The sequence below is a fragment of the Actibacterium sp. D185-2 genome (genome assembly GCF_054954595.1).
In genome coordinates this window covers 54,869-80,377 of record NZ_JBPWNX010000010.1, presented here as the reverse complement: position 1 = coordinate 80,377, position 25,509 = coordinate 54,869, and the positions used below count along the sequence as shown (strand labels likewise).

The window sequence follows — 25,509 nt, the reverse complement described above, 5'->3', positions numbered from 1 at the left end:
TTTCGTTCAAAGGCCCGCGCATGCCCTACAGGGCGGGCGCGGGCCGCTTCACAGGTAAACTGGGCGGATGCGTCAGATCGGCAAACAGTTTTGGGAGACGCCGTATTCCGGCGCGCGCCAAATGGTCTGACATGTGCGGCGTGAGGATCCTCTGGTGATCGCGAGCGTACCAGCACTGCGCCAAGAAGCACCTTCACCGCTACGCAGCTGAGTTCGAGTTTCGTTACAACAACCGGATTGCGAACGGTGTTGATGATCGGTCGCGTGCGGTTCTGGCGCTGGTGAGCGGAAAAGGTAAGCGGTTGACGTATCGGAGGCCTGACGAAGTAATAGCTTAAGGCGATTCTTTTTGAGGCGATCTATTGTCAGTAGATGAAAACCAGCTTTCTGCCGTAGACGAATTTCTCTCCAACCCAGCCAAGGTGCTGGAGGACTACCAGCCGCATTGGACTTTTAATCCAGGCTACAGAGATTATCAGATCACGTGGACAATTCTTGAGGAAGACACTGGCCGCACTAGGGGCAGCCTGCGCTTTCGCGTCCCTGAGAGGCACTCACACTTTCCGTCGATAAGTTTGATTTTTCGTGGAAACAATGTCTCGCGCATTGACCGGGATGCAGAGGAAACATGTAAGGCAAACCCACCGTTCGCTCAGGAAGTTGGCCTCCCGCCACTTGTATGCGGGACACATGTCCACGCTTGGTCTGACAACAGATCATATGTCAGCAGAACAGGCGTTTGGGCGCTGCCGCTGAGGCGACCCATTGACGATCACATAGGTGGCATCAGTGACATGTTTTTCTGGTTTTGCGACCATATAAACGTTAGAATCCAGCCACATAACACGCCCATTGTCCTGCCGGACGAGGGGCTTTGGAGCCGACCATGTTAGACTGTAGTTTTGTAAATTCGAAGCTAGATCAATTCGCTACGTGTGAGCGAACAGAGGATGGCATCAAGGTAGCAACGCACTGCATGTATCCATCTTTTGACCAAGTTGAGGTCTTTGTCGTTGGTGTTGGCGATGGCTTCATTGTCCATGATGGCGGGGGGGCTGGTCGCATTGCGTGGATGCACGGCATCGACGCCCCTGCGTTCAATCGTAGTGTCGCTCAAATTGCTACGGCGTTCGGCTGTGAGTTCGTAAAGGTCAGGCAGCAAATTCGCGCGAGTGCTTCTTCTGAGGCGTGGCTTTGGTCAGCTGTTGTGTCGGTTGCCAACGCGTCTGCGGACGCTTCCAGAGCCGTCATATACCGCGCACGAAAAACACGCGAGTACGGGCTGATACAAAAGACGAAGGCCATTCTTGATCGTGCAAAATGGAAGCCAGAAACTAAACTTGAAGCGCAGTATCCAGGCAAAAGCGGGAAAACTCATACCTTTGATTTGGCTGTGGAATCGAACAACAAGACCGCGTTAATAGATGCCGTTGTATCTCACCCCAATTCGATTGCTGCAAAATACCTTGCCTTTTCTGACACGGAAACGCGCCCCGGGCTTTACAAATATGCCCTTTACGAAAACGACTTGACGCAAGAGGACAAGGCGCTGATCTCGAACGTGGCTGACCTTATCAACTTCAACGCAATTTCAGGGACAGATGGTAAATTCCTCCTCCAATAAAGCCCAACTCGACAAGTTCAAAGAAGCCGCTCACCAGCTAGAGACGGATGACGACGAAGCCCGATTTGAGGAACGGCTCAAGAAGCTGGTGAAGCAGAAGCCTGACGACAAGAAGGACGACTGAACTGCTCAGTCAGATCGTCTTGCAGTCGATTGCAGGCTGTTGATTTGTCAAATATACAATCGCCATTGAAAAAGCCCGCGACCGTGGGCACGAGCAAGCATCGAGACCGCACAGGCAGTCACGAATTCAGCGCCACGGTTGCGCCAATGGGATGGAGCCTGCCGCAAAGTGATTCTGATCCGGGTGGTGGGGGAAGTGGTGGAACGCAGAAAACGGAAAGCGGAATTCGCTTGCCTTTCAGCGTCTTAGGTTCTTGGATTTGGTGGAGCCAAGGGGAGTCGAACCCCTGACCTCTTGCATGCCATGCAAGCGCTCTCCCAACTGAGCTATGGCCCCGACCGTGCGGCAGGCGGTTCCGCCTGCCCGCGTGTCTCTATGGCAGCGTGCGGGGGAGATCAAGAGAAAAAATCCCCCGCAATCCGCTTAGCTGTCGTCGTCGTCCGCCGCGACATCCGCGATATCGTCAAGCGACACTTCGTCGTCATCGTCGTCTTCCAGAACATCGTCGCCCAGATCGACCTCGGTGTCGTCATCGTCCAGCACTTCGTCGCCGGTTTCCAGTTCGGCTTCGTCCGACGTCTTGTTCGTTGCGTCCGACTTGTCAGCGACCAGAGTACGACCTTTGCCCGAGGTCAGGCTGCTCAGCGAAATGCTGTGGCCGCAGGACGGGCACGTCATCGGATCGCGCCGCAGGTCATAGAAGCGGGTCGAACAGTTCGGGCAAACGCGCTTGACGCCCCATTCTTCTTTGGGCATGGATTTCCCCTTCATTCGGCGTTGTCATATCAGAGTCGCAGCCAACTGCCACAAGTCCCCGAGGGTGTCAAAGCCCTTTTCCACGCAGTGTGTCAAACCCGTGCTTTTGCGGCTGCACAGGGTTCCGCCCGTTGCTAGGCTGATTCCCATGAAAAAGCGCGAGCCAAATTCAGCGACCCTGCCCGGCGAGCCGCCGGTCGAGGTGGTATTGCGCCGTTCGGCCAGGGCGCGGCGTTATTCCCTGCGGGTGTCGCAGCTTGACGGGCGGGTGACGCTGACCCTGCCGCACCGCGCCCCGCTGAACGAGGGGCTGGCCTTTCTACATGACCGGGCGGCCTGGATTCGGGGCCATCTGACCGGGCGGCCCGACCCGGCCCGGGTGCAGATCGGTGGCACCTTGCCATTCGAAGGCGGGGCGCTGCCGATCCGCGCTGCGGCGGTGCGCGGTCCGCGCCTGCAGGATGGCGCGTTGCTGGTGCCCGACATCCCCGACAGGGTCGGAAAACGGGTCGAGGCATTCTTGAAACAGGCTGCGCGCGACCGGCTGGCCGCGGCCGCCGACGGCTATGCCGCGCGGCTGGGGCTGGGCTATGGCCGGTTGACCCTGCGCGACACCCGCTCGCGCTGGGGGTCGTGTTCATCGAACGGGGATCTGATGTTTTCCTGGCGGCTGATCATGGCCCCGCCAGAGGTTCTGGATTATGTCGCCGCGCATGAGGTCGCGCATCTGCGCGAGATGAACCATTCACAGGCCTTCTGGGATGTCGTGGCGGGGATATGCCCGGACTATACCGCCCACCGCACCTGGCTGCATCAAAACGGCGCTATGCTGCATCGGGTGCGCTTCGGCGATTGACGGCGCCCCCATTTGTGATCACATTCACCGCATGTTGCTTCAGAACAAACCGGCCGAGGCGGGCACCGCCGCCCACGAGCATGTCTACCGGACATTGCGCACCCGCATCATGCATGGCGAACTGACGCCGGGGGCTGCGCTGACCCTGCGTGGGGTCGGCAGGCAGTTCGGCGTGTCGATGACCCCGGTGCGCGAGGCCGTGCGCCGATTGGTGGCCGAGGGCGCGCTGACGCTGTCGTCGTCCGGGCGGGTGTCCACCCCCGAGTTGTCGAACGAACGGATCGAGGAGCTGGCCGCGCTGCGCGCCCTGCTGGAACCCGAACTGGCGGCCCGGGCCCTGCCGCGCGCCCATATGGCGCTGATCGAGCGGTTGCAGGCGATCAACGGCACGATCGCCGAGGTGGTCAGCCGCAAGGATGCGGTCGGCTATATCCGCGCCAACCTGGAATTTCACCGCACCCTCTATCTGCGCGCACAGGCGCCGGCGATGCTGGCGATGACGGAAACCGTCTGGCTGCAGCTTGGACCGACCATGCGGTCGCTCTATGGCCGCCTGGGCCGCACCGAGCCGCCCCAACACCACCGGATGATCCTGGCGGCGTTGCGCGCGGGCGACGAGCCCGCCCTGCGCCTGTCGGTACGCACCGACGTGACGCAGGGGTTGCGGATGCTGGCGGCCTAGCCCTGTGCCCGCAGCCCGCGCCCAGTGCCACGCATTGCCTTATTTCTGCTGAAAAATAGCCAAAGAAACAGGGATACCTGCCTTATCGTTCGTTAACAGACAAGGCCACGTCGAATGCTTGATCCTATTGCGGAATTCCTGTCGCTGTCTTTTGCGACCCTCAAAGCGCAGTTCTTCTTTGTATTGGCCTATCCGTTTTTGCCCGGCCAACGTATCTTCTGGCTGTATATGGTCGCTTCGATCCTTTTGGCGTTCTTTGTCTATCGGGTGACGGCCCGGCGCGATCCCACGCCGAAAACGTCCGCCGGGGGGTTCCTGCGGTTCCTGTTTCCAAAACATGTCTGGAGCCACCCGTCCGCCTGGCTGGATGTGAGATATTTCTTTTTCCATCAGGTGTTTGGAAAGATTGTTTACGTGGCGCTCCTCGTCGGGGCGATGAACTTCGTCTTTCGGCATGTCACCGGCGGGCCCAATCTGATCGACGCAAGCACCCAGGTACAAGGCGCGGGGATTGCGCATAGCCTCATATCCGCGGGGTATATGGTCGTTGTAATCGCCAGTGTGGATCTTGTCGCCTATGGCATCCACTATCTGCAGCATAAGCTACCGTTCTTGTGGGAGTTTCACAAAGTTCACCACAGTTCCGAGGTGATGCACCCCTTGTCCAATTACCGCGAACATCCGGTCGACAACATTTTCTATGCCCTGGGGACCGGATCGGCGTATGGGCTGTTCATGGGGGTGGCCAGTGTTCTGTTCGGTTATGTCCCCGATATGCCCGCGCTTCTGGGGGTGCCGCTGCTGATGTTCGCATTCAACATGCTTGGGTATAATCTGCGGCATTCGCATGTGTGGTTCCGCTGGCCGGGGCGCTGGTCGATGGTCGTTCCATCCCCTGCGCATCACCATATCCACCACAGCTGTCATCCCGATCATATCGACAAGAATTTTGCTTTCATGTTCCCAATCTGGGATGTTCTGTTCCGAACCTATCATCTGCCCGACACCAACAAGGATGTCCGGTTCGGGATTTCGAAAGACTATGTAACTGAATTCGAAAGCTGTGTGGGGCTTTACGTCGTTCCGGTCAGAAATGCCTATGCGCTGGCTTCCAGGCGGCTGAAGCGAAAGCTTCGGACGAAAAACAGCTAGGATCGGCGGGGCGCCGCGATGGCGGCGCGCCCGCAGAGGATATCAGGCGTGGATCGCGCCGTCGCCGCAGGCCAGCGCCGCTTCGCGCACCGCTTCTGAAAAGGTCGGGTGGGCGTGGCAGGTCAGCGCCAGATCCTGGGCCGAGGCGCCGAATTCCATCGCGACACAGACCTCGTGGATCAGATCGCCCGCCGACGGGCCGATGATGTGGCAGCCCAGAATGCGGTCGGTGTCCTTGTCGGCCAGCAGTTTCACGAAACCGTCGCCCTGGAACACCGCCTTGGCGCGGCCGTTGCCCATGAAGGAAAACTTGCCGACCTTATAGGCGCGGCCTTCGTCCTTGAGCTGTTCCTCGGTCTTGCCGACGCTGGCCACCTCGGGCGAGGTGTAGATCACGCCGGGGATCACGCCGTAATTCACATGCCCTGCCTTGCCGGCGATCACCTCGGCCACGGCCATGCCTTCATCCTCGGCCTTGTGGGCCAGCATCGGACCCTCGATGGCGTCACCGATGGCATAGACGCCTTCAACGCTGGTCGCCCAGTGGCCATCGGTCTTGATCTGACCGCGCGGCAGCATCTCGACCCCCAGCGGTTCCAGCCCCAGCCCGTCGGTAAAGGGTTTGCGCCCGGTGGCCACCAGAACCACGTCGGCATCAAGCTGATGCTCGCTGTTGTCCTTGCGCAGCTTGTAGTTGACCTTGGCCTTGGTTTTCATCGCCTCGACGCCCTGGACGGCGGCGCCCAGAATGAATTCAAGCCCCTGCTTCTTCAGCAGTTTCTGAAAGGCCCGGGCGACTTCGGCATCCATGCCTGGGGTGATTGCGTCCAGATATTCGACCACAGTCACCTCGGCGCCCAGACGGGCATAGACCGACCCCATTTCCAGCCCGATCACGCCGGCACCGATCACCACCAGCTTTTTCGGCACCTTGGGCAAGGCCAGCGCGCCGGTCGAGGTCACGACAACCTTCTCGTCGATCTCGACCCCGGGCAGCGAGGAGGACGCGGACCCGGTGGCGATGACGATGTTCTTGGCGGTGTGAACCTCGTCGCCGACCTTGACCTGACCGGCGGCGGGGATCGCGCCCCAGCCCTTCAGCCAGTCCACCTTGTTCTTTTTGAACAGGAACTCGATGCCCTTGGTGTTCTGCCCGATGACATCGTCCTTGTAGGCCAGCATCGCGGGCCAATCGACCGACGGGGATTTTCCCTTCAGCCCCATCGCGGCGAAATTATGCTCGGCCTCATGCAGCATATGGGATGCATGCAGCAGCGCTTTTGAGGGAATGCAGCCGACATTCAGGCAGGTACCGCCCAGGGTTTCGCGCCCTTCGACACAGGCGGTTTTCAGCCCCAGCTGGGCGCAGCGGATGGCGCAGACATAGCCACCGGGGCCACCGCCGATCACGATTACATCATAGTTTGCCATGGGTGTCTCCTGTGGTCGTGTGCCTGGGGGGATGGAGTTGCCAGCTTTTGCCGGTGTATCGCCATCTCACCCCGAAGAGTTTTTCGTCCGGGCTGGTGGATCAGAACAATGCCGACACGATCATCGCAATCGTGGCGATGAGGCCGATGGACCAGATCATCGAGCGCCAGGGCGCCAAGCCCAGTGCATAGGCGGGAACGTACAGAACGCGCGCACCCAGATAGACCCAGGCACAGCCGGCCGTAAACGGGGTGGCCTGGCCCCCCAGGGTGACCACGACCACTGCGAGCGTGAACAGGATCAGACCTTCGAAGTGATTGTCCATCGCGCGTTTCAGACGGCCGGGAACGCCCGTCAGTTCGATCGGCGTGTCGCGCGGCCCGAAGGCAAGCTTGGGGTCAACCTGACTGCGGCCGGAGCCCGAATAAATGAAAATTTGCAGTACCTGAAGCAGGCCGGCGAGAGCAAGGACAGTAAGTTCTGTGGTCATGGGACTTGGCTTTCAGTTACGGCGTGAACATAGGGTTTTGGCCCGCGTCTGTGGCGGTGCGGGCCAGCAGACTACAGGTCCATCAACAGGCGGCGCGGATCCTCCAGCGCTTCTTTCACCCGCACCAGGAAGGTCACGGCGCCCTTGCCGTCGACGATCCGGTGGTCATAGGACAGCGCCAGATACATCATCGGGCGGATCACGATCTCGCCGTTCACCACCACCGGGCGGTCCTGAATCTTGTGCATTCCCAGGATACCGGACTGCGGCGGGTTCAGGATCGGCGCGGACATCAACGAGCCATAGACGCCGCCGTTCGAGATGGTGAAGGTGCCACCCTGCATTTCGGCCATCGACAGCTTGCCGTCGCGGGCGCGCGCGCCCTTTTCGGCGATTGCCTTTTCGATTTCGGCAAAGGACATCGCATCGACGTCGCGGATCACCGGCACCACAAGGCCGGTGGGCGTGCCTGCGGCGATGCCCATGTGAACGAAGTTCTTGTAGACGATATCGGTGCCGTCGATTTCGGCGTTGACCTCGGGCACCTCTTTCAGCGCGTGGCAGCAGGCCTTGGTGAAGAAGGACATGAAGCCCAGGCGCACGCCGTGCTTCTTCTCGAACAGGTCCTTGTATTCCTTGCGCAGCGCCATGGTTGCCGACATGTCCACCTCGTTGAAGGTGGTCAGCATGGCGGCGGTGTTCTGACTGTCCTTCAGGCGCTTGGCGATGGTCTGGCGCAGGCGGGTCATCTTTACCCGTTCCTCGCGCGCCACGTCCTCGGCGGGGGCTGGCGCGCGCGGCGTTGTGGCCGGGGCCGGGGCTGCAACGGGCGCGATTGCGGCCTTCAGCACGTCCTCTTTCATGATCCGTCCGTCGCGGCCCGAGCCGGTGACCTGATCGGCGCTCAGGCCCTTTTCGGCCATCAGTTTCTTGGCGGCGGGGGCGTCTTCGACATCCTTGCCGCTGGCCGGGGCTGGGGCGGCTGCCGGGGCTTCGGTTTTGGCCGGGGCGGGTGCGGCGCTGGCGCCGGTGGTCAGCACGGCCAGTTTGCCCGACGCCTCGACCGTGGTGCCCTCGGGGGCCAGAATCTCGGTGATCGTGCCGGCGGCGGGCGAGGGTACCTCGACCGACACTTTGTCGGTTTCCAGCTCGCACAGCATCTCGTCCTGCGCGACGGTATCGCCGGCCTTTTTGAACCAGGTGGAAACCGTGGCCTCGGTCACGCTTTCGCCCAGGGTGGGCACCATGACGTCGATGGTTTCGCCGCCGGTTTCGGCAGGCGTTTGCGCCGGGGCGGCCGGGGCGGTTGTCGCGGCGGCGGCAGCGCCTTCGGCGATGGTGGCCAGCAGCGCGTCCACGCCGACGGTTTCGCCCTCGGCGGCGATGATTTCGCCCAATGTGCCGGCAACGGGCGAGGGAACCTCGACCGTCACCTTGTCGGTTTCCAGCTCGCAGAGCATTTCATCGACGGCGACGGCATCGCCCGGTTTCTTGAACCAGGTGGCGACGGTGGCTTCGGTAACGCTTTCGCCCAGGGTGGGCACGCGGACTTCTGTGGACATCTTGAATTACCCTTCGATGGTCAGCGCTTCGTTCACGAGCGCCTCTTGCTGTGCTTTGTGCTGGCTGGCGAGGCCCGTCGCGGGCGAGGCGGATGCGTTGCGGCCCACATAGCGCGGGCGCGAATGCGTGGCCTTGATCCGTGTGAGTACCCATTCCAGATTGGGTTCGACGAAGCTCCAGCCGCCCTGGTTCTTGGGTTCTTCCTGACACCAGACCATTTGCGCCTGCGGGAAGCGGCCCAGCTCTTTGGCCAGACTGATCGCCGGGAACGGATAGAACTGTTCCAGCCGCAGCAGATAGACATCGTCGATGCCGCGGGCGTCGCGTTCTTCCAGCAGGTCGTAATAGACCTTGCCGGACGAGATCACGACGCGCTTGATCTTGTCGTCGGCCACCAGCCTGGTATCGGATTTGCCCATCTCGGCATCATCCCACAGTACCCGGTGGAACGACGACCCCGAGGTGAATTCGGCCACTTCCGACACGGCCAGCTTGTGGCGCAACAGCGATTTCGGCGTCATCAGCACCAGCGGCTTGCGGAAGCTGCGGTGCAACTGGCGGCGCAGGATGTGGAAATAGTTGGCCGGGGTCGAGCAGTTGGCGACGATCCAGTTGTCTTCGGCCGAGTTCTGCAAGAACCGTTCCAGGCGCGCTGAACTATGTTCAGGTCCCTGGCCCTCGAACCCGTGCGGCAGCAGCATCACCAAACCCGACATCCGCAGCCATTTACGCTCGCCCGAACTGATGAACTGGTCGAACATGATCTGCGCGCCATTGGCGAAATCGCCGAACTGGGCTTCCCACATCACCAGCGCGTTCGGTTCGGCCAGCGAATAGCCATACTCGAACCCCAGTACGGCGTATTCCGACAGCATCGAGTCGATGACCTCGTAATGCGCCTGTCCGTCGCGGATCTGGTTCAGCGGGTAATAGCGTTCCTCGGTATCCTGATTGATGAAGGCCGAGTGGCGCTGCGAAAAGGTTCCGCGCGAACTGTCCTGCCCGGACAGACGCACCTGATAACCTTCGGTCAGCAACGAGCCGAAGGCCAGCGCCTCGGCCGTGGCCCAGTCGACGCCCTTGCCGGTGGCGAACATCTCTTTCTTGGTGTCCAGCAGCCGGCCGACGGTCTTGTGCAGGGCAAAGCCGTCGGGCACGCGGGTCAGGGCGGCGCCGACCTCTTGCAGGGTCTCTTCGGGAATCGCGGTTTCGCCGCGCTGATATTCCTCGCCCTCGCGGTTGAGGTGCGACCAGCGGCCATCCAGCCAGTCGGCCTTGTTCGGCTTGTAGTCCTTGCCGGCCTCGAACTCTTCATTCAGATGGGCCTGGAACGCAGCCTTCATATCCTCAATCTCGCCCTCGGGGATCAGGCCGTCCTTGACCAGCCGGTCGGTATACAGCTGCAGCGTGGTCTTCTGCTTCTTGATCTTCTTGTACATCACCGGGTTGGTGAACATCGGCTCGTCGCCTTCGTTGTGACCGAAGCGGCGATAGCAGAAGATGTCGATAACCACGTCCTTGTGGAATTTCTGGCGGAACTCGGTTGCCACCTTGGCGGCGTGGACCACGGCCTCGGGGTCATCACCATTGACGTGGAAGATCGGCGCCTCGACCACCAGCGCATTGTCGGTGGGATAGGGCGACGAGCGGCTGAAATGCGGCGCGGTGGTGAACCCGATCTGGTTGTTCACCACGATATGGATGGTGCCCCCGGTACGGTGCCCGACAAGGCCCGACAGGCCGAAACATTCGGCCACGACGCCCTGACCGGCAAAAGCTGCGTCGCCATGCAGCAGGACCGGGATCACCGTTTCGCGCTTGGGGTCGTTGAACTGGAACTGCTTGGCGCGGGCCTTGCCCAGCACCACCGGGTTCACGGCCTCAAGGTGGCTGGGGTTCGCGGTCAGCGACAGGTGCACCTTGTTGCTGTCGAATTCGCGGTCGCTTGACGCGCCAAGGTGATACTTCACATCGCCCGAACCATCGACATCTTCGGGCTTGAAGCTGCCGCCCTGGAATTCGTTGAAGATCGCGCGATAGGGCTTGGCCATCACGTTGGCCAGCACCGACAGGCGGCCGCGGTGCGGCATGCCGATGACGATCTCTTTGGCCCCCAGCGCGCCGCCGCGCTTGATGATCTGCTCCATCGCGGGGATCAGGCTTTCGCCGCCATCAAGGCCGAAGCGCTTGGTGCCCATGTATTTGACGTGCAGGAATTTCTCGAAGCCTTCGGCCTCGACCAGCTTGTTCAGGATGGCGCGGCGGCCTTCGCGGGTGAACTGGATTTCCTTGCCGAAACCCTCGATCCGCTCTTTCAGCCAACCGGCCTGCTCGGGGTCCGAGATATGCATGTATTGCAGCGCGAAAGTGCCACAATAGGTGCGCTTCACAATCTCGATGATCTGCCGCATCGAGGCATGCTGAAGCCCCAGCACGTTGTCGATGAAGATCGGGCGATCCATATCGGCATCGGTGAAGCCATAGGATTTCGGATCCAGCTCGGGGTGGGGGGTCTGTTCGTGCATCCCCAGCGGATCCAGATCGGCGACCAGATGGCCCCGGATGCGGTAGGCGCGGATGATCATCAGGGCGCGGATGCTGTCCAGCACGGCGCGCTTGATCTGCTCGTCCGATACCTCGATGCCTTTTTCGGCGGCCTTGGCCTTGATCTTCTTGCCGGCGTCGCGGGCTTCGGCCGGTGCGGCGGGCCACTGGCCGTCCAGCGCGGCGGTCAATTCGTCATTGGGAACCGGGGGCCAGTCCAGCCGTGCCCAGGACGGGCCGGCGGCCTCTTTCTTGACGTCCATCTCTTCGTCGCCGAGCGTGCGAAAGAACTGCTGCCACGATGCGTCGACCGCGTTGGGGTCGTTGGCATAACGGGCGTAAAGCTGTTCGATATATTCCGCGTTATGCCCCTGCAGGAACGAGGAGGCGTGGAAGACGTCGTTGGGGGACTGGTCGGTCATGGCTGCACCTGACTGTTAAAACCGCGCCCCACCCTGGGGGCGCGGTTGCTCTGTTTGTTTTACCCGATCGCTTTCAGCACGGCCTCGCCCAGATGGGCGGGGCTGTCGGCGACCACGATACCGGCCGATTTCATCGCTTCGATCTTGTCCTCGGCACCGCCCTTGCCACCGGCGACGATCGCACCGGCATGGCCCATGCGGCGGCCCGGAGGCGCGGTGCGCCCGGCGATGAAGCCCGCGGTCGGTTTCCAGCGGCCTTTTTTCTTTTCATCGGCCAGGAACTGCGCGGCTTCTTCTTCCGCAGAGCCGCCGATTTCACCGATCATGATGATCGACTGGGTTTCCGGGTCGGCCAGGAACATTTCCAGCACGTCGATATGCTCGGTCCCTTTGATCGGGTCGCCGCCGATGCCCACCGCAGTGGACTGGCCCAGACCGGAATCGGAGGTCTGTTTCACCGCCTCATAGGTCAGGGTGCCCGAACGCGATACGACGCCGACCGAGCCACGCTTGTGGATATGGCCGGGCATGATGCCGATCTTGCAGGCGTCGGGGGTGATGACGCCGGGGCAGTTCGGGCCGATCAGGATCGAGGAAGACCCTTCCAGCGCGCGCTTGACCTTCATCATGTCCAGCACCGGGATACCTTCGGTGATGCAGATGATCAGCGGAAGCTCGGCGTCGATCGCTTCCAGGATCGAATCCGCCGCGAAGGGGGGCGGCACATAGATGACGGACGCATTCGCGCCGGTCAGCGCCACCGCTTCGTGGCAGGAGTTGAACACCGGCAGATCCAGATGGGTCATGCCACCCTTGCCCGGCGTCACGCCGCCAACCATCTTGGTGCCGTAAGCGATGGCCTGTTCCGAATGGAAGGTGCCCTGCGAGCCGGTGAAGCCCTGACAGATGACTTTGGTGTTTTCGTCTACGAGAACTGCCATGTTCTTATCCCTTCACCGCTTTCACGATCTTCTCGGCGCCGTCCTTCAGGTCGTCCGCCGCGATCACGTTCAGGCCCGAGTTCTTGATGATGTCCTTGCCCAGCTCGACATTGGTGCCTTCAAGGCGCACAACCAGCGGAACCTGCAGGCCGACCTCTTTCACCGCGGCGATCACGCCTTCGGCGATGACGTCGCAGCGCATGATGCCGCCGAAGATGTTGACCAGAATGCCTTTGACGTTCGGGTCCGAGGTGATGATCTTGAACGCCTCGGTGACTTTTTCCTTGGTCGCGCCGCCGCCCACGTCAAGAAAGTTGGCGGGTTCCGCGCCATAAAGCTTGATGATGTCCATCGTGGCCATCGCCAGACCGGCACCGTTGACCATGCAGCCGATTTCGCCGTCCAGGGCGATATAGTTCAGGTCGTGCTTGGACGCGGCGAGTTCCTTGGGGTCCTCTTCCGTCTCATCCCGCAGGGCCGTGATGTCGGGGTGGCGGTACAGCGCGTTGCCGTCGAAGCTGACCTTCGCGTCGAGCACTTTCATGTCACCGCTGTCGGTAACGATCAGCGGGTTGATCTCCAGCATCTCCATGTCCTTCTCGGTGAAGGCTTTATAGAGAGCGCCCATCAGGGCGACGCATTGCTTGACCTGCTTGCCCTCAAGGCCCAGCGAGAACGCGATGCGGCGGCCGTGGAACGGCTGATAGCCGGTCGCGGGATCGACCGAGAAGCTCAGGATCTTTTCGGGGGTCGCCGCGGCGACCTCTTCGATGTCCATGCCGCCTTCGGTCGAGCAGACGAAAGAGATGCGGCTGGTCTGACGATCGACCAGCAGGGCGAGGTAGAGTTCGGTCTCGATGCCCGAGCCATCCTCGATATAGATACGGTTGACCTGCTTGCCGGCCGGGCCGGTCTGATGTGTCACCAGGGTGCGGCCCAGCATCTGCTTGGCCATGGTTTCGGCTTCTTCCACCGATTTGGCCAGACGCACGCCGCCCTTCTCACCGGCGTCGGCCTCTTTGAAGTGGCCCTTGCCGCGGCCGCCCGCGTGAATCTGGGCCTTGACCACCCAAAGCGGGCCATCCATTTCGCCCGCGGCGGTTTTTGCTTCGTCGGCTTTCAGAACGACGCGGCCATCAGAAACCGGTGCGCCGTAGTCACGAAGAAGAGCCTTCGCCTGATATTCATGAATGTTCATGAAGTGAGTCCCGTACTAGTGCGTTTCATTGGCCTAATGGCACGCTGCAACATACAAATAAACGGTTTTTCGCTGGTTGCGGGGATTTAAGCGGGATTTTGGAATTATGTGATCACGCTAATTGCGGGTGTGATCACAAAGGTTGCGGCCTGACGAATCGTTGTGCGGTTTTCGGCCATGTGGTTGCCAGTTGCAGTGATCCGTGGCATGGCGCGCCCCTTCATATGTTCCCGCGGCGGCGCTAACCTGTGTCCGGCCGACACCGATAAGGAGACTGTTCCGATGCCACTTGCCCGGGTTGGGTCCTTGCTGCTGTTCTATGCGCATGTCCCGAAAACGGGCGGATCCAGCGTGGAAGCCTATCTGCAGGCCAAGGGCCGGTTGGCCCTGCTGGACGAGGGGCTGAGCGACTGGAACAGATCGACCCCGCAGCACCTGCACCGCGCGGTGTATCAGCGTCTGGTGCCGCGGGAATTCTACGACCACGGCTTTGCCACGCTGCGTGACCCGCTGGCGCGGCTGATCAGCGAGTATCGGTACCGCAGCAAGACCTACAAACCGTTCAAGCAGTCGCTGCATCGCCTGATTGCCCCTGCCGGTGTGAAGCGGGCCGAAGCCACGCGCATCACCGTCGGGCGCGGCAAGATCGTGGCGGATTTCGACCGCTGGGTGCCACGCATTTTCAGGGCCTATGCGAAAGATCCCTATCTGCTTGACAATCACATCCGGCCGCAGGTGGAATTCGTCGCCCCGTCTCCCCGTCGCACCGGCTGTTCGTGCTCGAAGACGGGCTTGGGCCGGTTTACCGCTGGATCGATCAGGTCACCGGCACCGATCCCGTTCCGGCACCCGCGCATGAAAATGCCAGCCGCGATATGCCGGTGACGGTCAGCGACAGAACGCGCGACTTGGTGCGGGAATTCTACAGCGACGATTACGCGCTTCTGGCGACGCTCCGGGCCGGGCCGATCCCGCAAAACGACAAAGGGCCCGCGTGACGGGCCCTTTGCGATTGACGGGGGCGGGCTGGCTCAGGCCAGCGAGCCGTCGATGCCCTTGCACGCGGTGACAAGGCCTTTCACGGCCTCGACCGATTTGTCGAACATCGCCTGTTCGTCCTTGCTCAGCTTGATATCCACGATCTTTTCGATCCCGTTGGCGCCGATGACGGTGGGCACACCCACATACATGCCTTTCAGGCCGAACTCGCCGTCGCAATAGGCGGCGCAGGGCAGCAGGCGCTTCTGGTCTTTCAGATAGGCCTCGGCCATCTCGATCGCCGAGGTGGCCGGCGCATAGAAGGCGGAGCCGGTTTTCAGCAGGCCGACGATCTCGGCGCCGCCATCACGGGTGCGCTGGATGATCGCGTCCAGCTTGTCCTGCGTGGTCCAGCCCATTTCGACCAGATCGGGCAGCGGGATGCCGCCAACGGTGGAATAGCGCGCCAGCGGCACCATCGTGTCGCCGTGGCCGCCCAGAACGAAGGCGGTGACATCTTTCATCGAGACATCGAATTCAACCGACAGGAAGTGACGGAAGCGGGCGCTGTCCAGCACACCGGCCATGCCGACGACCTTGGCGTGGGGCAGGCCCGAGAATTCGCGCAGCGCCCAGACCATGGCGTCCAGCGGGTTGGTGATGCAGATCACGAAGGCGTCGGGGGCGTTCGCGGCGATGCCTTCGCCCACGGATTTCATGACCTTCAGGTTGATGCCCAGCAGATCGTCGCGGCTCATGCCCGGCTTGCGCGGAACACCGGCGGTCACGATGACAACATCGGCACCCGCGATATCGGCATAATCGGTGGTGCCCTTCATCGCGGCGTCGAACCCTTCGGAGGGGCCGGATTCGGCGATGTCGAGTGCTTTACCCTGCGGAACACCGTCCGCGATATCGAAGAGAACGACATCGCCGAGTTCTTTGATGGCTGCGAGATGGGCGAGCGTACCGCCGATTTGTCCGGAGCCGATAAGGGCGATCTTGGGTCTGGCCATGGATATTGTCCCTGATCTGGTTGAAATTGGGCGAATGCCTAGTCCTTCGTGGCGCTTCGCGCAAGGCCGCCGCGTTGCGGCATCCCCTGAAGGCTGCTTTTTCCGGTGTACTGCCGCAGGTTAAAGTGGGAAAAACGACCAGATTTTACGGGAGAAGCCATGCCACCCCTCGATCTGACGTTTTTTGCGCTGGCGATCCCGGCGGTGCTTTTTGCAGGGGTGTCCAAGGGCGGGTTCGGCTCGGGCGCGGCCTTTGCCGCGACGCCGATTCTGGCGCTGATCCTGCCGCCAGCGGCCGCCGTGGGCCTGATGCTGCCGCTGCTGATGTTGATGGATATCTCGACGCTGCGGCCCTATTGGCGCAAATGGCACTGGCCGGGCGCGAAGCGTCTTTTGCTGGGCGCGGTTCCCGGCGTGGCGCTGGGCGCGCTGCTGTTCCGGGCCGCGGATCCGGATCTGTTCCGGCTGCTGATCGGGGCAGTGGCGCTGGCGTTCGTGGGGTTCCGGCTGGCGGTGCGGTTGCGGCTGTTTCGCCATCGCGGGCGGCCGTTTCCGCCGGCGGGCGGCGTGGTGGCCGGCGTGGTGGCCGGGTTCACCAGTTTCATCAGCCATGCGGGCGGCCCGCCGGTGGCGGTGTACCTGCTGGCCGAAGGTTTGGGGAAAACCACCTTTCAGGCGACCACGGTTCTGGTGTTCTGGGCGATTAACCTGCTGAAATTCATACCCTATGCGAGCTTGGGCATCTTCACGCCCGCGACGTTGAAGGCCGATCTGTTGCTGGCGCCCTTCGCGTTTCTGGGGGCCTGGCTGGGGGTGAAGGCGCACCGCGTGGTGCCCGAACGCCTGTTCTTTGCGATCACCTATGTGATGCTGACGCTGACCGGCAGCAAGCTGATCTGGGACGCGCTGAGTTAGACCGGGCTGGGCTGGGCCGCAATCCGTTGCATGCATGTATCGTTGCATGCATGTATCCCTGTCGGACGCACGGTGGGTCATGCCGCCGGGCAGGGGATCGTGACCGTCGGGGTGCCGGTGCCGGCGACGAACCCGCCCGCCGCGATGCCGCGGCTTGGCCCCACGGGCCAACCTGTCGTGTCATAGCCGTTCGTCAGGTGGGCCAGCCCCCGGTCGCGCGGCGCGCAGTTGGCGGCGTACTGCGCCTGGGCACTGTTGCAGATCATCAGAAGGAAAAAGCCGGTGAGGGCCAGAAACTCTTTCATATCGCGCATCCTTTCGCCTGCGGTGCGCGGCCCCCGTCGCGCCCTGATACGTCAAGGGTGCGGGCAGGGTGACAATATCCGGTTAACGGCCGGGCAAAGGCATCATTCTGCGATGCGGCAGATCAGGGGTTGCCCGATGCTGCTGTAATGTGGTGATTTCCGCAACAAAATTTCGGGAGAAGAGAATCATGGAAATCCAAGCGCGCCCCTATCGGTCGGTCCTGTACATTCCCGGCTCGAAAGAGCGGGCACTGGACAAGGCCCGCGGTATGGCGGTGGACGCGATCATTTTCGATCTGGAAGACGCGGTCGCGGCCGAGGAAAAGCCCAATGCCCGCGCCCTGCTGGCCGAAACGCTGAAGGCTGGCGGCTATGGCCCGCGCGCCAGGATCGTGCGGATCAACGGGCTGGACAGCGACTGGGGCCGCGCCGATATCGCGGCTTTCGTGGGGGCCGATATCGACGCGATCCTGATCCCCAAGGTGGGTTCGGCGGCGGATGTGCAGGCGGTGGCCGATCTGATCCCCGATGTGGCCCTGTGGGCAATGATGGAAACCCCGCAAGGTATGCTGAACGCCGCCGAGATCGCCGCGCATCCGCGCATGGCGGGGTTCGTGATGGGCACAAACGATCTGGCGAAAGAGCTGAAATGCCGGTTCCGGGCCGACCGGATGCCGATGCTGGCCAGCCTGCAACTGTGCCTGCTGGCGGCGCGGGCCGAAGGGATCGTGGCGGTTGACGGCGTCTATAATGCGTTCAAGGACGACGCGGGGCTGACCGCCGAATGCGAACAGGGCCGCGACATGGGCTTTGACGGCAAGACGCTGATCCACCCGGCGCAGGTGGCCATCGCCAACACCGCGTTCGCCCCCACCGCAGAAGAGATCGACCTGGCCCGCCGTCAGATCGCGGCGTTCGCGGCCGCCGCGAAAGAGGGCGAGGGCGTGGCCGTCGTGGATGGCCGGATCGTTGAAAACCTGCATATTATGACCGCGAAGGAAACGCTGGCCAAGGCGGCCGCAATCGCAGAGTTGGAGAGCATATCATGATCTGGCTAATTCTCGGGGTGGCCCTGTGGTGGGCCGCGCATTTGTTCAAGCGCATAGCCCCCGGCGCGCGCGCGCAGCTTGGCGCCGAAAAGGGCAAGGGGGCCGTAGCACTGGCCCTTCTGGTCAGCGTGGTGCTGATGGTCATCGGTTACCGGATGGCGGATGGCGCGGTGTTCTGGGGGCCCAGCCCGGCGCTGACGGGGATCAACAACCTGCTGGTCCTTCTGGCCTTCTATCTGTTTGCTGCAAGCGGCATGAAAACGGGGATCACCCGCAAGATCCGCCACCCGCAGCTGACGGCGGTCAAGACCTGGGCGTTGGCGCATTTGCTGGTGAACGGCGATGTGCCGTCCTTCATCCTGTTCGGCGGCCTGCTGGCCTGGGGCGTGGTCGAAGTGATCGTGATCAACCGGGCCCAACCCGAATGGGTGCGGCCCGCGCCTGTCCCGCTGTCGAAAGAGATCATGGCGATCGTCGGCGCGGTGGTGGTGTTTGCGGCGGTCGCGCTGATCCATGCGTGGCTTGGCTACAACCCGTTCGGCTGACGCGATGAAAGCATATCGTTTGCTGACCGAGGAAGACACATCCGCCTTTTGTCACAAGGTGACGGAGGCGCTGGCAAAAGGCTGGACGCTGTATGGCGACCCGGCCTATGCCTTTGACGCGGCTACCGGCAAGATGCGCTGTGCGCAGGCGGTGGTGAAAGAGGTCGAGGGCACATATGCGCCCGACATGAAACTGGGGGCGCTTTAAATGGCAAAGACCAATCCGGGCCGTTTTTTCGAGGATTACAGTGTGGGGCAGGTCATCCGGCATGCCGTGCCGCGCACCGTGTCGGGGGGCGAGCGGGCGCTGTACCACGCGCTTTACCCGGCGCGCCATGCGCTTTACTCCTCCGACGAATTCGCGCGGGCTTGCGGTTTGCCGGCGGCGCCGATGGACGATCTGATCGCCTTTCACACCGTGTTCGGCAAGACCGTGCCGGACGTGTCGCTGAACGCGGTGGCCAATCTGGGCTATGCCGAGGGCCGGTTCCTGAAACCCGTCTGGCCCGGCGACACGCTGCGGTCCGAGAGCGAGGTGATCGGGCTCAAGCAGAACTCCAACGGCAAATCCGGCGTGGTCTATGTTCGCACACGCGGGTTGAACCAGCGGGGCGAGGTCGTGCTGAACTATGTGCGCTGGGTCATGGTGCGCAAAAATGATCTGGACGCGCCCGCGCCCGAAACCGTGATCCCCACACTGTCATCGGTGGTGGAGCCTGCCGATCTGACGATCCCCGAAGGGCTGGATTTCACCAATTACGACCTCACCCTGGCGGGCGAGCCGCACCGCTGGGGCGATTATGCGGTGGGCGAGGTGATCGACCACGTCGATGGCGTGACCATCGAAGAGGCCGAGCACATGATCGCCACCCGCCTGTGGCAGAACACCGCCAAGGTGCATTTCGACGCCACCAACCGCCCGGACGGGCAGCGGCTGATCTATGGCGGGCATGTGATTTCCATGGCGCGGGCGTTGTCGTTCAACGGGCTGGCCAATGCGCAGATGATCGTGGGCCTGAACGGCGGCGCCCACGCGAACCCCTGTTTCAGCGGCGACACCGTCAAGGCCTGGTCCGAGGTGCTGGACAAGGCCGACACGCCTGCGCCGGGTGTCGGCGCGATCCGGCTGCGGCTGGTGGCGGTCAAGGGCGGCGACCCGTTCGCGCTGAAAGGCGAGGATGGCAAGTATTTGCCCGATGTGTTGCTGGACCTCGATTTCTGGGCGTTGATGCCGCAATAAGTGGCGAATTATGTGATCACGCGCGGTGATTGTGTGATCACATTGCGCTTTTTTCTGCATCTGCGAGGAAAAAATCCCGGCTGTTAGCGTTCGCAAATAGTGACTCGGGTCGAAAAATTGTTATCAACGCCCTAAAGCAACGCGCCCTCTGCGCCAGCGAAAAGGATCCGAACATGCCCGATGCAAACCGCGGCGAACGGCCACTCTCTCCTTTCATGCTCGGACAATATTACCGGGCACAGCTGACTTCCATGACCTCGATCGTCCACCGTCTGACCGGCATCGCGATGCTTGGGTCCGCGTTCCTGATCGTGTGGTGGTTCCTGGCCGCGGCGACCTCGGCGGAGTATTTCGACACGGTCAATTGGCTGATCACCTCCTGGGTCGGGGATGTGGTGATGTTCGCGTCGCTCTGGGCGGTTTGCTATCACCTGCTGGGCGGTCTGAAGCACCTTTACTGGGACAGCGGTCGCGGGCTTGAGATGAAGACCGCAGAGATGCTTGGCAAGGGCGTGATCGTCGGATCGGTGATCCTGTCGGTCATCGCCGCAATTATAATCTGAGGGATCGGGCATATGGCATTTCTGACGGATCGCAAACGCGCGGTGGGGATGGGGGCGGCCAAGCAGGGCCCGCATCACATGTGGACGATGCAGATCACCGCGATGGCGATGGCGGTTCTGGTCCCGCTGTTCGTGTTCACCTTCGGCCCGATGCTGGGAAAATCCCATGACGAGGTCGTGGCCTATTTCGGTCAGCCGTTCCCGGCGATCGTGGCGATACTGACGATGGTCGTGGGCTTTTACCACTTCCGCAACGGTATTCAGGTCGTGATCGAGGATTACGTCGGCGGCGCGGCCCGCAAGACCCTGATCATGGTAATGACATGCGTCAGCTATGCGCTGATGGCGATCGGCGTGTTCGCCATCGCGAAGATCGCGCTTTAAGGAGCAACCCAGATGGCAGCTTACGAATACGAGACCCACAACTATGATGTGGTTGTGGTGGGTGCCGGTGGCTCTGGCCTGCGCGCAACGCTGGGTATGGCCGAACAGGGCCTGCGCACCGCCTGCGTCACCAAGGTTTTCCCGACCCGGTCGCATACGGTTGCGGCGCAGGGCGGCATTGCCGCCAGCCTGGGCAATATGGGCCCGGACAGCTGGCAGTGGCACATGTACGACACCGTCAAGGGATCGGACTGGCTGGGCGATACCGACGCGATGGAATACCTGGCGCGCGAGGCGCCCAAGGCGGTCTATGAGCTGGAACATTACGGCGTGCCGTTTTCGCGCACCGAAGAGGGCAAGATCTATCAGCGCCCGTTCGGTGGTCACACCACCGAATTCGGCGAAGGCCCCCCGGTGCAACGCACCTGTGCGGCGGCCGATCGCACCGGCCACGCCATTCTGCACACGCTTTACGGCCAGTCGCTGAAGAACAACGCCGAGTTCTATATCGAATATTTCGCCATCGACCTGATCATGTCCGACGATGGCGTGTGTCAGGGCGTCGTGTGCTGGAAGCTGGACGACGGCACGATCCATGTGTTCAACGCCAAGATGGTCGTGCTGGCCACCGGCGGCTATGGCCGCGCCTATTTCAGCGCCACCTCGGCCCATACCTGCACCGGCGACGGCGGCGGGATGGCCGCGCGGGCCGGTCTGCCGCTGCAGGACATGGAATTCGTGCAGTTCCACCCGACCGGCATCTACGGTTCGGGGTGTCTGATCACCGAAGGCGCGCGGGGCGAAGGCGGTTATCTGACCAACTCCGAAGGCGAGCGGTTCATGGAACGCTATGCGCCGACCTACAAGGATCTGGCGTCGCGCGATGTGGTCAGTCGCTGCATCACCATCGAAATCCGCGAAGGCCGCGGTGTGGGGCCCGAAAAGGACCACATGTTCCTGCACCTTGACCACCTGCCGCCCGCAGCGCTGGCCGAACGCCTGCCGGGCATTTCGGAAAGCGCCAGGATTTTCGCCGGTGTGGATGTGACCAAGGAACCGATCCCGATCCTGCCGACCGTGCATTACAACATGGGCGGCATCCCCACCAACTATTGGGGCGAGGTGCTGAACCCGACCGCCGACAACCCCGATGCGATCGCGCCGGGCCTGATGGCCGTGGGCGAGGCGGGCTGCGCTTCGGTGCACGGGGCCAACCGTCTTGGCTCGAACTCGCTGATCGACCTTGTGGTGTTCGGTCGTGCCGCCGCGATCCGCGCCGCCAAGGTCGTCGACCCCGAGGCAGAGAACCCCGAACTGAACCAGGCCTCGATCGACAAGGCGCTGGACCGCTTCGACACCCTGCGCAACGCCAATGGCACCATCCCGACCGCCGAGTTGCGGCTTGAGATGCAAAAGACGATGCAGGCCGACGCCGCCGTGTTCCGCACCGACAAGACCCTGGCCGAAGGGGTCGAGAAAATGGGCGCGGTCGCCGCCAAGATGGCCGATATCCAGATCACCGACCGCAGCATGGTCTGGAACAGCGATCTGATGGAAGGGTTGGAGCTGACCAACCTGATGCCCAACGCGCTGGCCACGATCACCGGCGCCGAGGCGCGCAAGGAAAGCCGCGGCGCCCACGCCCACGAGGATTACCCGGATCGCGACGATGTGAACTGGCGCAAGCACACGCTGGCCCATGTCGACGGCACGCAGGTGACGCTTGACTATCGCCCGGTGCATCTTGATCCGCTGTCCACGGCCGAAGAGGGTGGCATTGATCTGAAGAAAATCGCGCCCAAGGCGCGGGTGTACTGAGGTGCGCGCCGCATTTGCCTTGGCGGCGGCGGTCGCCCTGCCCGGGTGCCTGACAACCGGGGACGTCGCCCAGGCCGGCAGCAGGTCTGCGGCCAAGGCCGTGGTCAATACCGTCGTGGCCGACACTATCCCCGGCGCGAATGTCGAGGCCTATACCGACTGCATTCTGGACCACGCCTCGACCAGCCAGATCCTCGATCTGGCCGGTGCAGCGGTGACCGGGGTGGACGAAGCAACGGTTGATGTCGTGCTGGACATCGCCGCCAAGCCTGGCACGATTAAATGCATTGCGGAAGACGGGCTTGCCCCGCTTCTCGGATAGGAGGGAACCATGGTTCAATTCACGCTCCCCAAAAACTCCAAGATCAAGACCGGAAAGACCTGGCCCAAGCCCGAGGGCGCGACCAATGTCCGCAAGTTTCAGATCTATCGCTGGAACCCCGATGACGGCAAGAACCCGCAGGTCGATACCTATTTCCTGGATATGGATGCCTGCGGTCCGATGGTTCTGGACGCGCTGATCAAGATCAAGAACGAGATCGACCCGACCCTGACCTTCCGCCGCTCGTGCCGCGAAGGTATCTGTGGGTCCTGCGCGATGAATATCGACGGGATCAACACGCTGGCCTGCATCTATGGGATGGACGAGATCAAGGGCGACGTGAAGATCTATCCGCTGCCGCATATGCCGGTGGTCAAGGACCTGATCCCGGATCTGACGCATTTCTATGCCCAGCACGCCAGCATCATGCCCTGGCTGGAAACCAAGACCAACCGCCCGCAAAAAGAGTGGCGCCAGACGATCGAGGACCGCAAGAAACTGGACGGTCTTTATGAATGCGTGATGTGCGCCTCCTGCTCGACCTCCTGCCCCAGCTATTGGTGGAACGGTGACCGCTATCTTGGCCCGGCCGCGCTGCTGCACGCCTATCGCTGGATCATCGACAGCCGTGACGAGGCCACGGGCGAGCGTCTGGACGAGCTGGAAGATCCGTTCAAACTCTATCGCTGCCACACGATCATGAACTGCACCAAGACCTGCCCGAAAGGTCTGAACCCGGCGAAAGCCATTGCAGAGATCAAGAAGATGATGATCGAACGGACTGTCTGAACGATCACGACCCCAGTTTTAGACGGGCATCCGGCGCGGTCGGGTGCCCGTTTCCGTTTTTGCGGCGGGTGGCCTGTGCCCAAGACGTGAAAAGCGGGCCACATGGGCCCGCTTTCCTGCTTCAAAGGTGCGTCGGTTCAGAGGTTGCCGCTATCGGTGGCCGGGATTTCATATTCATGCAGGAAATCCACAACCTGCCGGGCATCATCCGCCGCCAGGGTATAGGCCTCAAGCGACCCCGCATCGGCGGCATCGACCCCGCCAAACACCGCATCATACACGTCCACCTCGGTTGAGATCCACGTGCCGTCCGGCTGCTGAACCAGAACTTCGGCGGTGACCCCTTCATAGACATCGGACCGATCATAGCTGAAATCGGCGAAGTCCACCTCGGAATAGGTCACAGTTCCGACCGTCACGGTATTCACGCCAAGGAAGGCGTTGATATAGGCGATCTCGTCGGTCGAGAATTCACCAGTCTTGTCGGTCGCCGCCGCAAGGAACGAGGCCGAGGCGATCAGATCTTCGACCGTATAGACCCCGTCCACCATGAAGTCGAACTCGGTGCCGGGCAGATCGCTGATCCCCGGGATCGTGCCCACCTGCATCAGCGCGACATAGATCGCCAGGTTTTCCAGCGGCGAGTCGATGGTCTGTTCTACGCCGTCGACGGTCAGCACCAGACGCCCTGCGGCGTCCGTGCTCAACGCCGTCGCACTTTCAAGCAGCGAAATGACCTCTTCGCCACGGTTGATCAGCACGCTCCTCGGCGCACGGCCCACATTCAGGCGCCCCAGTTCCACTTCGACAACAAGCGATTCATCGATCGGGTGGCCTTCTTCATCCAGCGGGATCAGATTGCCATAGGCATCAAGGGGCTGAACAAAGCCCTCGGGCGTCAGGATCGGCACACCGTTTTCATCGCGCAGGACGACATACAGGTCACCGTAAACGTCGCCTTTGCCGCCGCCCTTGACGGCTTGCTCGACGGGCTTGCCCTTGGCCCCCTGGCCACCGGCGCTCTCACCCTTCTGGCCGCCCTCACCGGCAGACCCGCCTTGCGATCCGCCGCTTTGTTCCGATCCGCCACCGCTGGCCGCAGCCCCGGACCCGCCACTGCTGGCAGCACCCTTGCCTGCCCCCGATCCGCTGCCGGCGTTGTCATTGCCGCCGCCACCGCTGCCGCCGTCGGAGTTGCCGCCCCCGCCGCCGGAGTTTCCACCGCCCCCGCCGGAATTACCACTGCCGGCAGCTTGCGCAACGGCACCCGACATGTCGAAGCCATCGAAAGTAACCGGCGCGGCTGCCAACATCACGGCAACGGTTCCGAGCAAAACAAGACGTGATTTCGAATAAGCCATGATCGTTCCTCCACACATTATCTCATGGGCGGGAAGCATCGAGGCATGCAGGCTGCATCACGCAGATCAAAGCCTCGAAGCCCGACCCGAATGCACAATAGGAAATGTCAGTTTACAGTGACATGATTTGCATCAACGCGGGCGTGTGATGCGCGGCACGCCCAAATCCGGGGTGCCCAGGACGCAGGAAACATACTTAGATATGAATGGATTACACCCGGAATCTCACTCTGAGAATAGTCAGATTAATTTTAAATAAAGTAAATATTTCAATACGAGAGGGAGAATCATGGCAAAAGTTGCGCATGAACACTGCTCAACATTACGCTGTGACCCGGGGTGGTCCGATCGGGAATCGATTCCGCCCCTTGCCCGCCTGAAGCATCTTGCCGGTCTGATCGGAACTCCATCCTCTTGTGCACCGGCGCCCTGCGCCGGGCT

At 61.9% G+C, this 25,509-nt stretch carries 25 protein-coding genes, 1 tRNA gene and 1 pseudogene; 16 read left to right on the top strand and 11 right to left on the bottom strand.

Translation table 11 applies throughout. The features are described 5' to 3' along the window. Positions 1-167: 167 nt before the first annotated feature. A pseudogene (locus ACSR1C_RS15055) lies at positions 168-338 on the top strand (IS1595 family transposase); the annotation flags it as partial. Between the two features lie 548 nt (positions 339-886). Further along, a complete protein-coding gene (locus ACSR1C_RS15050) occupies positions 887-1,624 on the top strand; it encodes a hypothetical protein (RefSeq protein WP_460260203.1) in 738 nt (245 codons plus the stop codon). Positions 1,625-2,008: 384 nt separating this feature from the next. Here the strand turns inward: ACSR1C_RS15050 and ACSR1C_RS15045 are convergent. Together ACSR1C_RS15045 and ACSR1C_RS15040 are read right to left on the bottom strand one after the other, a co-directional pair. Next, a tRNA-Ala gene (locus ACSR1C_RS15045) sits at positions 2,009-2,084 on the bottom strand. An 87-nt stretch (positions 2,085-2,171) separates the two neighbouring features. Beyond that, positions 2,172-2,504, bottom strand: coding sequence for a TIGR02300 family protein (locus ACSR1C_RS15040; protein ID WP_460260202.1), 333 nt, complete (start codon positions 2,502-2,504; stop codon positions 2,172-2,174). Positions 2,505-2,652: 148 nt separating this feature from the next. Between ACSR1C_RS15040 and ACSR1C_RS15035 the strand changes: the two genes are divergently transcribed. The 3 genes from ACSR1C_RS15035 (at position 2,653) to ACSR1C_RS15025 (ending at position 5,194) form a co-directional block, all read left to right on the top strand. Continuing rightward, entirely contained in the window at positions 2,653-3,360 is a 708-nt protein-coding gene (locus tag ACSR1C_RS15035; protein WP_460260201.1) for a M48 family metallopeptidase, read from the top strand. Between the two features lie 31 nt (positions 3,361-3,391). After that, the gene (locus ACSR1C_RS15030) at positions 3,392-4,042 is read left to right on the top strand and encodes a GntR family transcriptional regulator (protein WP_460260200.1); all 651 of its coding nucleotides are present in this window, start codon (positions 3,392-3,394) and stop codon (positions 4,040-4,042) included. 114 nt (positions 4,043-4,156) lie between these two features. Further along, a complete protein-coding gene (locus ACSR1C_RS15025; protein ID WP_460260199.1) occupies positions 4,157-5,194 on the top strand; it encodes a sterol desaturase family protein in 1,038 nt (345 codons plus the stop codon). Between the two features lie 42 nt (positions 5,195-5,236). Here the strand turns inward: ACSR1C_RS15025 and lpdA are convergent, their stop codons facing one another. The 6 genes from lpdA to sucC form a co-directional block, all read right to left on the bottom strand. Beyond that, the gene (gene lpdA / locus ACSR1C_RS15020) at positions 5,237-6,625 is read right to left on the bottom strand and encodes a dihydrolipoyl dehydrogenase (RefSeq protein WP_460260198.1); all 1,389 of its coding nucleotides are present in this window, start codon (positions 6,623-6,625) and stop codon (positions 5,237-5,239) included. A gap of 100 nt (positions 6,626-6,725) precedes the next feature. Next, entirely contained in the window at positions 6,726-7,115 is a 390-nt protein-coding gene (locus ACSR1C_RS15015; RefSeq protein WP_460260197.1) for an MAPEG family protein, read from the bottom strand. 71 nt (positions 7,116-7,186) lie between these two features. Continuing rightward, positions 7,187-8,677, bottom strand: coding sequence for a 2-oxoglutarate dehydrogenase complex dihydrolipoyllysine-residue succinyltransferase (odhB, locus tag ACSR1C_RS15010; RefSeq protein WP_460260196.1), 1,491 nt, complete (start codon positions 8,675-8,677; stop codon positions 7,187-7,189). 6 nt (positions 8,678-8,683) lie between these two features. After that, on the bottom strand, positions 8,684-11,644 hold the full coding sequence (locus tag ACSR1C_RS15005) for a 2-oxoglutarate dehydrogenase E1 component (protein WP_460260195.1): 2,961 nt from the start codon (positions 11,642-11,644) through the stop codon (positions 8,684-8,686). A 59-nt stretch (positions 11,645-11,703) separates the two neighbouring features. Then, on the bottom strand, positions 11,704-12,585 hold the full coding sequence (gene sucD / locus ACSR1C_RS15000; protein ID WP_460260194.1) for a succinate--CoA ligase subunit alpha: 882 nt from the start codon (positions 12,583-12,585) through the stop codon (positions 11,704-11,706). A gap of 4 nt (positions 12,586-12,589) precedes the next feature. Beyond that, the gene (sucC, locus tag ACSR1C_RS14995; RefSeq protein ID WP_460260193.1) at positions 12,590-13,783 is read right to left on the bottom strand and encodes an ADP-forming succinate--CoA ligase subunit beta; all 1,194 of its coding nucleotides are present in this window, start codon (positions 13,781-13,783) and stop codon (positions 12,590-12,592) included. A gap of 282 nt (positions 13,784-14,065) precedes the next feature. On the opposite strand from sucC, the gene ACSR1C_RS14990 reads away from it, so the two are divergent. Further along, positions 14,066-14,668: a sulfotransferase family 2 domain-containing protein gene (locus ACSR1C_RS14990; protein ID WP_460260192.1), complete on the top strand. Its 603-nt coding sequence runs from the start codon at positions 14,066-14,068 to the stop codon at positions 14,666-14,668. A gap of 146 nt (positions 14,669-14,814) precedes the next feature. On the opposite strand, the gene mdh is transcribed toward ACSR1C_RS14990, so the two are convergent. Beyond that, positions 14,815-15,777 carry a malate dehydrogenase gene (mdh, locus tag ACSR1C_RS14985; RefSeq protein ID WP_460260191.1) on the bottom strand — a complete coding sequence of 321 codons (963 nt, stop codon included), beginning with the start codon at positions 15,775-15,777 and terminating at the stop codon, positions 14,815-14,817. Positions 15,778-15,936: 159 nt separating this feature from the next. Here mdh and ACSR1C_RS14980 point away from each other — a divergent pair, with 159 nt between their 5' ends. Then, entirely contained in the window at positions 15,937-16,692 is a 756-nt protein-coding gene (locus tag ACSR1C_RS14980) for a sulfite exporter TauE/SafE family protein (RefSeq protein WP_460260190.1), read from the top strand. 77 nt (positions 16,693-16,769) lie between these two features. Here ACSR1C_RS14980 and ACSR1C_RS14975 read toward each other — a convergent pair whose 3' ends face one another. Next, positions 16,770-16,997: a hypothetical protein gene (locus ACSR1C_RS14975; protein WP_460260189.1), complete on the bottom strand. Its 228-nt coding sequence runs from the start codon at positions 16,995-16,997 to the stop codon at positions 16,770-16,772. A gap of 188 nt (positions 16,998-17,185) precedes the next feature. Between ACSR1C_RS14975 and ACSR1C_RS14970 the strand changes: the two genes are divergently transcribed. The 9 genes from ACSR1C_RS14970 to ACSR1C_RS14930 all read left to right on the top strand — a co-directional run bounded on the left by ACSR1C_RS14970 (position 17,186) and on the right by ACSR1C_RS14930 (position 23,707). Beyond that, positions 17,186-18,046 carry an HpcH/HpaI aldolase/citrate lyase family protein gene (locus tag ACSR1C_RS14970; protein WP_460260188.1) on the top strand — a complete coding sequence of 287 codons (861 nt, stop codon included), beginning with the start codon at positions 17,186-17,188 and terminating at the stop codon, positions 18,044-18,046. Continuing rightward, positions 18,043-18,591 (top strand): NnrU family protein, encoded by a 549-nt coding sequence (locus ACSR1C_RS14965; RefSeq protein ID WP_460260187.1) that lies wholly within the window; start codon positions 18,043-18,045, stop codon positions 18,589-18,591. Before ACSR1C_RS14970 ends, ACSR1C_RS14965 begins: the two co-directional genes overlap by 4 nt. A gap of 4 nt (positions 18,592-18,595) precedes the next feature. After that, entirely contained in the window at positions 18,596-18,799 is a 204-nt protein-coding gene (locus ACSR1C_RS14960; RefSeq protein ID WP_460260186.1) for a DUF1737 domain-containing protein, read from the top strand. Then, positions 18,800-19,831: a MaoC family dehydratase gene (locus ACSR1C_RS14955; protein WP_460260185.1), complete on the top strand. Its 1,032-nt coding sequence runs from the start codon at positions 18,800-18,802 to the stop codon at positions 19,829-19,831. A gap of 173 nt (positions 19,832-20,004) precedes the next feature. Further along, positions 20,005-20,394 carry a succinate dehydrogenase, cytochrome b556 subunit gene (gene sdhC, locus ACSR1C_RS14950; protein WP_460260184.1) on the top strand — a complete coding sequence of 130 codons (390 nt, stop codon included), beginning with the start codon at positions 20,005-20,007 and terminating at the stop codon, positions 20,392-20,394. A gap of 12 nt (positions 20,395-20,406) precedes the next feature. Continuing rightward, positions 20,407-20,778 carry a succinate dehydrogenase, hydrophobic membrane anchor protein gene (sdhD, locus tag ACSR1C_RS14945; protein ID WP_460260183.1) on the top strand — a complete coding sequence of 124 codons (372 nt, stop codon included), beginning with the start codon at positions 20,407-20,409 and terminating at the stop codon, positions 20,776-20,778. Between the two features lie 12 nt (positions 20,779-20,790). After that, on the top strand, positions 20,791-22,596 hold the full coding sequence (gene sdhA, locus ACSR1C_RS14940) for a succinate dehydrogenase flavoprotein subunit (protein WP_460260182.1): 1,806 nt from the start codon (positions 20,791-20,793) through the stop codon (positions 22,594-22,596). Position 22,597: 1 nt separating this feature from the next. Further along, positions 22,598-22,918, top strand: a complete 321-nt coding sequence (locus ACSR1C_RS14935; protein WP_460260181.1) for a succinate dehydrogenase — start codon at positions 22,598-22,600, stop codon at positions 22,916-22,918. A 9-nt stretch (positions 22,919-22,927) separates the two neighbouring features. Further along, positions 22,928-23,707 (top strand): succinate dehydrogenase iron-sulfur subunit, encoded by a 780-nt coding sequence (locus tag ACSR1C_RS14930; protein WP_460260180.1) that lies wholly within the window; start codon positions 22,928-22,930, stop codon positions 23,705-23,707. Between the two features lie 137 nt (positions 23,708-23,844). On the opposite strand, the gene ACSR1C_RS14925 is transcribed toward ACSR1C_RS14930, so the two are convergent. Beyond that, positions 23,845-25,068: a hypothetical protein gene (locus ACSR1C_RS14925; RefSeq protein WP_460260179.1), complete on the bottom strand. Its 1,224-nt coding sequence runs from the start codon at positions 25,066-25,068 to the stop codon at positions 23,845-23,847. Positions 25,069-25,509 lie beyond the last annotated feature (441 nt).

Coding starts and splice junctions, on each gene's coding strand:
- ACSR1C_RS15050 (WP_460260203.1), top strand. CDS start 887: ATGTTAGACTGTAGTTTTGTAAATTCGAAGCTAGATCAATTCGCTACG.
- ACSR1C_RS15040 (WP_460260202.1), bottom strand. CDS start 2,504: ATGCCCAAAGAAGAATGGGGCGTCAAGCGCGTTTGCCCGAACTGTTCG.
- ACSR1C_RS15035 (WP_460260201.1), top strand. CDS start 2,653: ATGAAAAAGCGCGAGCCAAATTCAGCGACCCTGCCCGGCGAGCCGCCG.
- ACSR1C_RS15030 (WP_460260200.1), top strand. CDS start 3,392: ATGTTGCTTCAGAACAAACCGGCCGAGGCGGGCACCGCCGCCCACGAG.
- ACSR1C_RS15025 (WP_460260199.1), top strand. CDS start 4,157: ATGCTTGATCCTATTGCGGAATTCCTGTCGCTGTCTTTTGCGACCCTC.
- lpdA (WP_460260198.1), bottom strand. CDS start 6,625: ATGGCAAACTATGATGTAATCGTGATCGGCGGTGGCCCCGGTGGCTAT.
- ACSR1C_RS15015 (WP_460260197.1), bottom strand. CDS start 7,115: ATGACCACAGAACTTACTGTCCTTGCTCTCGCCGGCCTGCTTCAGGTA.
- odhB (WP_460260196.1), bottom strand. CDS start 8,677: ATGTCCACAGAAGTCCGCGTGCCCACCCTGGGCGAAAGCGTTACCGAA.
- ACSR1C_RS15005 (WP_460260195.1), bottom strand. CDS start 11,644: ATGACCGACCAGTCCCCCAACGACGTCTTCCACGCCTCCTCGTTCCTG.
- sucD (WP_460260194.1), bottom strand. CDS start 12,585: ATGGCAGTTCTCGTAGACGAAAACACCAAAGTCATCTGTCAGGGCTTC.
- sucC (WP_460260193.1), bottom strand. CDS start 13,783: ATGAACATTCATGAATATCAGGCGAAGGCTCTTCTTCGTGACTACGGC.
- ACSR1C_RS14990 (WP_460260192.1), top strand. CDS start 14,066: ATGCCACTTGCCCGGGTTGGGTCCTTGCTGCTGTTCTATGCGCATGTC.
- mdh (WP_460260191.1), bottom strand. CDS start 15,777: ATGGCCAGACCCAAGATCGCCCTTATCGGCTCCGGACAAATCGGCGGT.
- ACSR1C_RS14980 (WP_460260190.1), top strand. CDS start 15,937: ATGCCACCCCTCGATCTGACGTTTTTTGCGCTGGCGATCCCGGCGGTG.
- ACSR1C_RS14975 (WP_460260189.1), bottom strand. CDS start 16,997: ATGAAAGAGTTTCTGGCCCTCACCGGCTTTTTCCTTCTGATGATCTGC.
- ACSR1C_RS14970 (WP_460260188.1), top strand. CDS start 17,186: ATGGAAATCCAAGCGCGCCCCTATCGGTCGGTCCTGTACATTCCCGGC.
- ACSR1C_RS14965 (WP_460260187.1), top strand. CDS start 18,043: ATGATCTGGCTAATTCTCGGGGTGGCCCTGTGGTGGGCCGCGCATTTG.
- ACSR1C_RS14960 (WP_460260186.1), top strand. CDS start 18,596: ATGAAAGCATATCGTTTGCTGACCGAGGAAGACACATCCGCCTTTTGT.
- ACSR1C_RS14955 (WP_460260185.1), top strand. CDS start 18,800: ATGGCAAAGACCAATCCGGGCCGTTTTTTCGAGGATTACAGTGTGGGG.
- sdhC (WP_460260184.1), top strand. CDS start 20,005: ATGCCCGATGCAAACCGCGGCGAACGGCCACTCTCTCCTTTCATGCTC.
- sdhD (WP_460260183.1), top strand. CDS start 20,407: ATGGCATTTCTGACGGATCGCAAACGCGCGGTGGGGATGGGGGCGGCC.
- sdhA (WP_460260182.1), top strand. CDS start 20,791: ATGGCAGCTTACGAATACGAGACCCACAACTATGATGTGGTTGTGGTG.
- ACSR1C_RS14930 (WP_460260180.1), top strand. CDS start 22,928: ATGGTTCAATTCACGCTCCCCAAAAACTCCAAGATCAAGACCGGAAAG.
- ACSR1C_RS14925 (WP_460260179.1), bottom strand. CDS start 25,068: ATGGCTTATTCGAAATCACGTCTTGTTTTGCTCGGAACCGTTGCCGTG.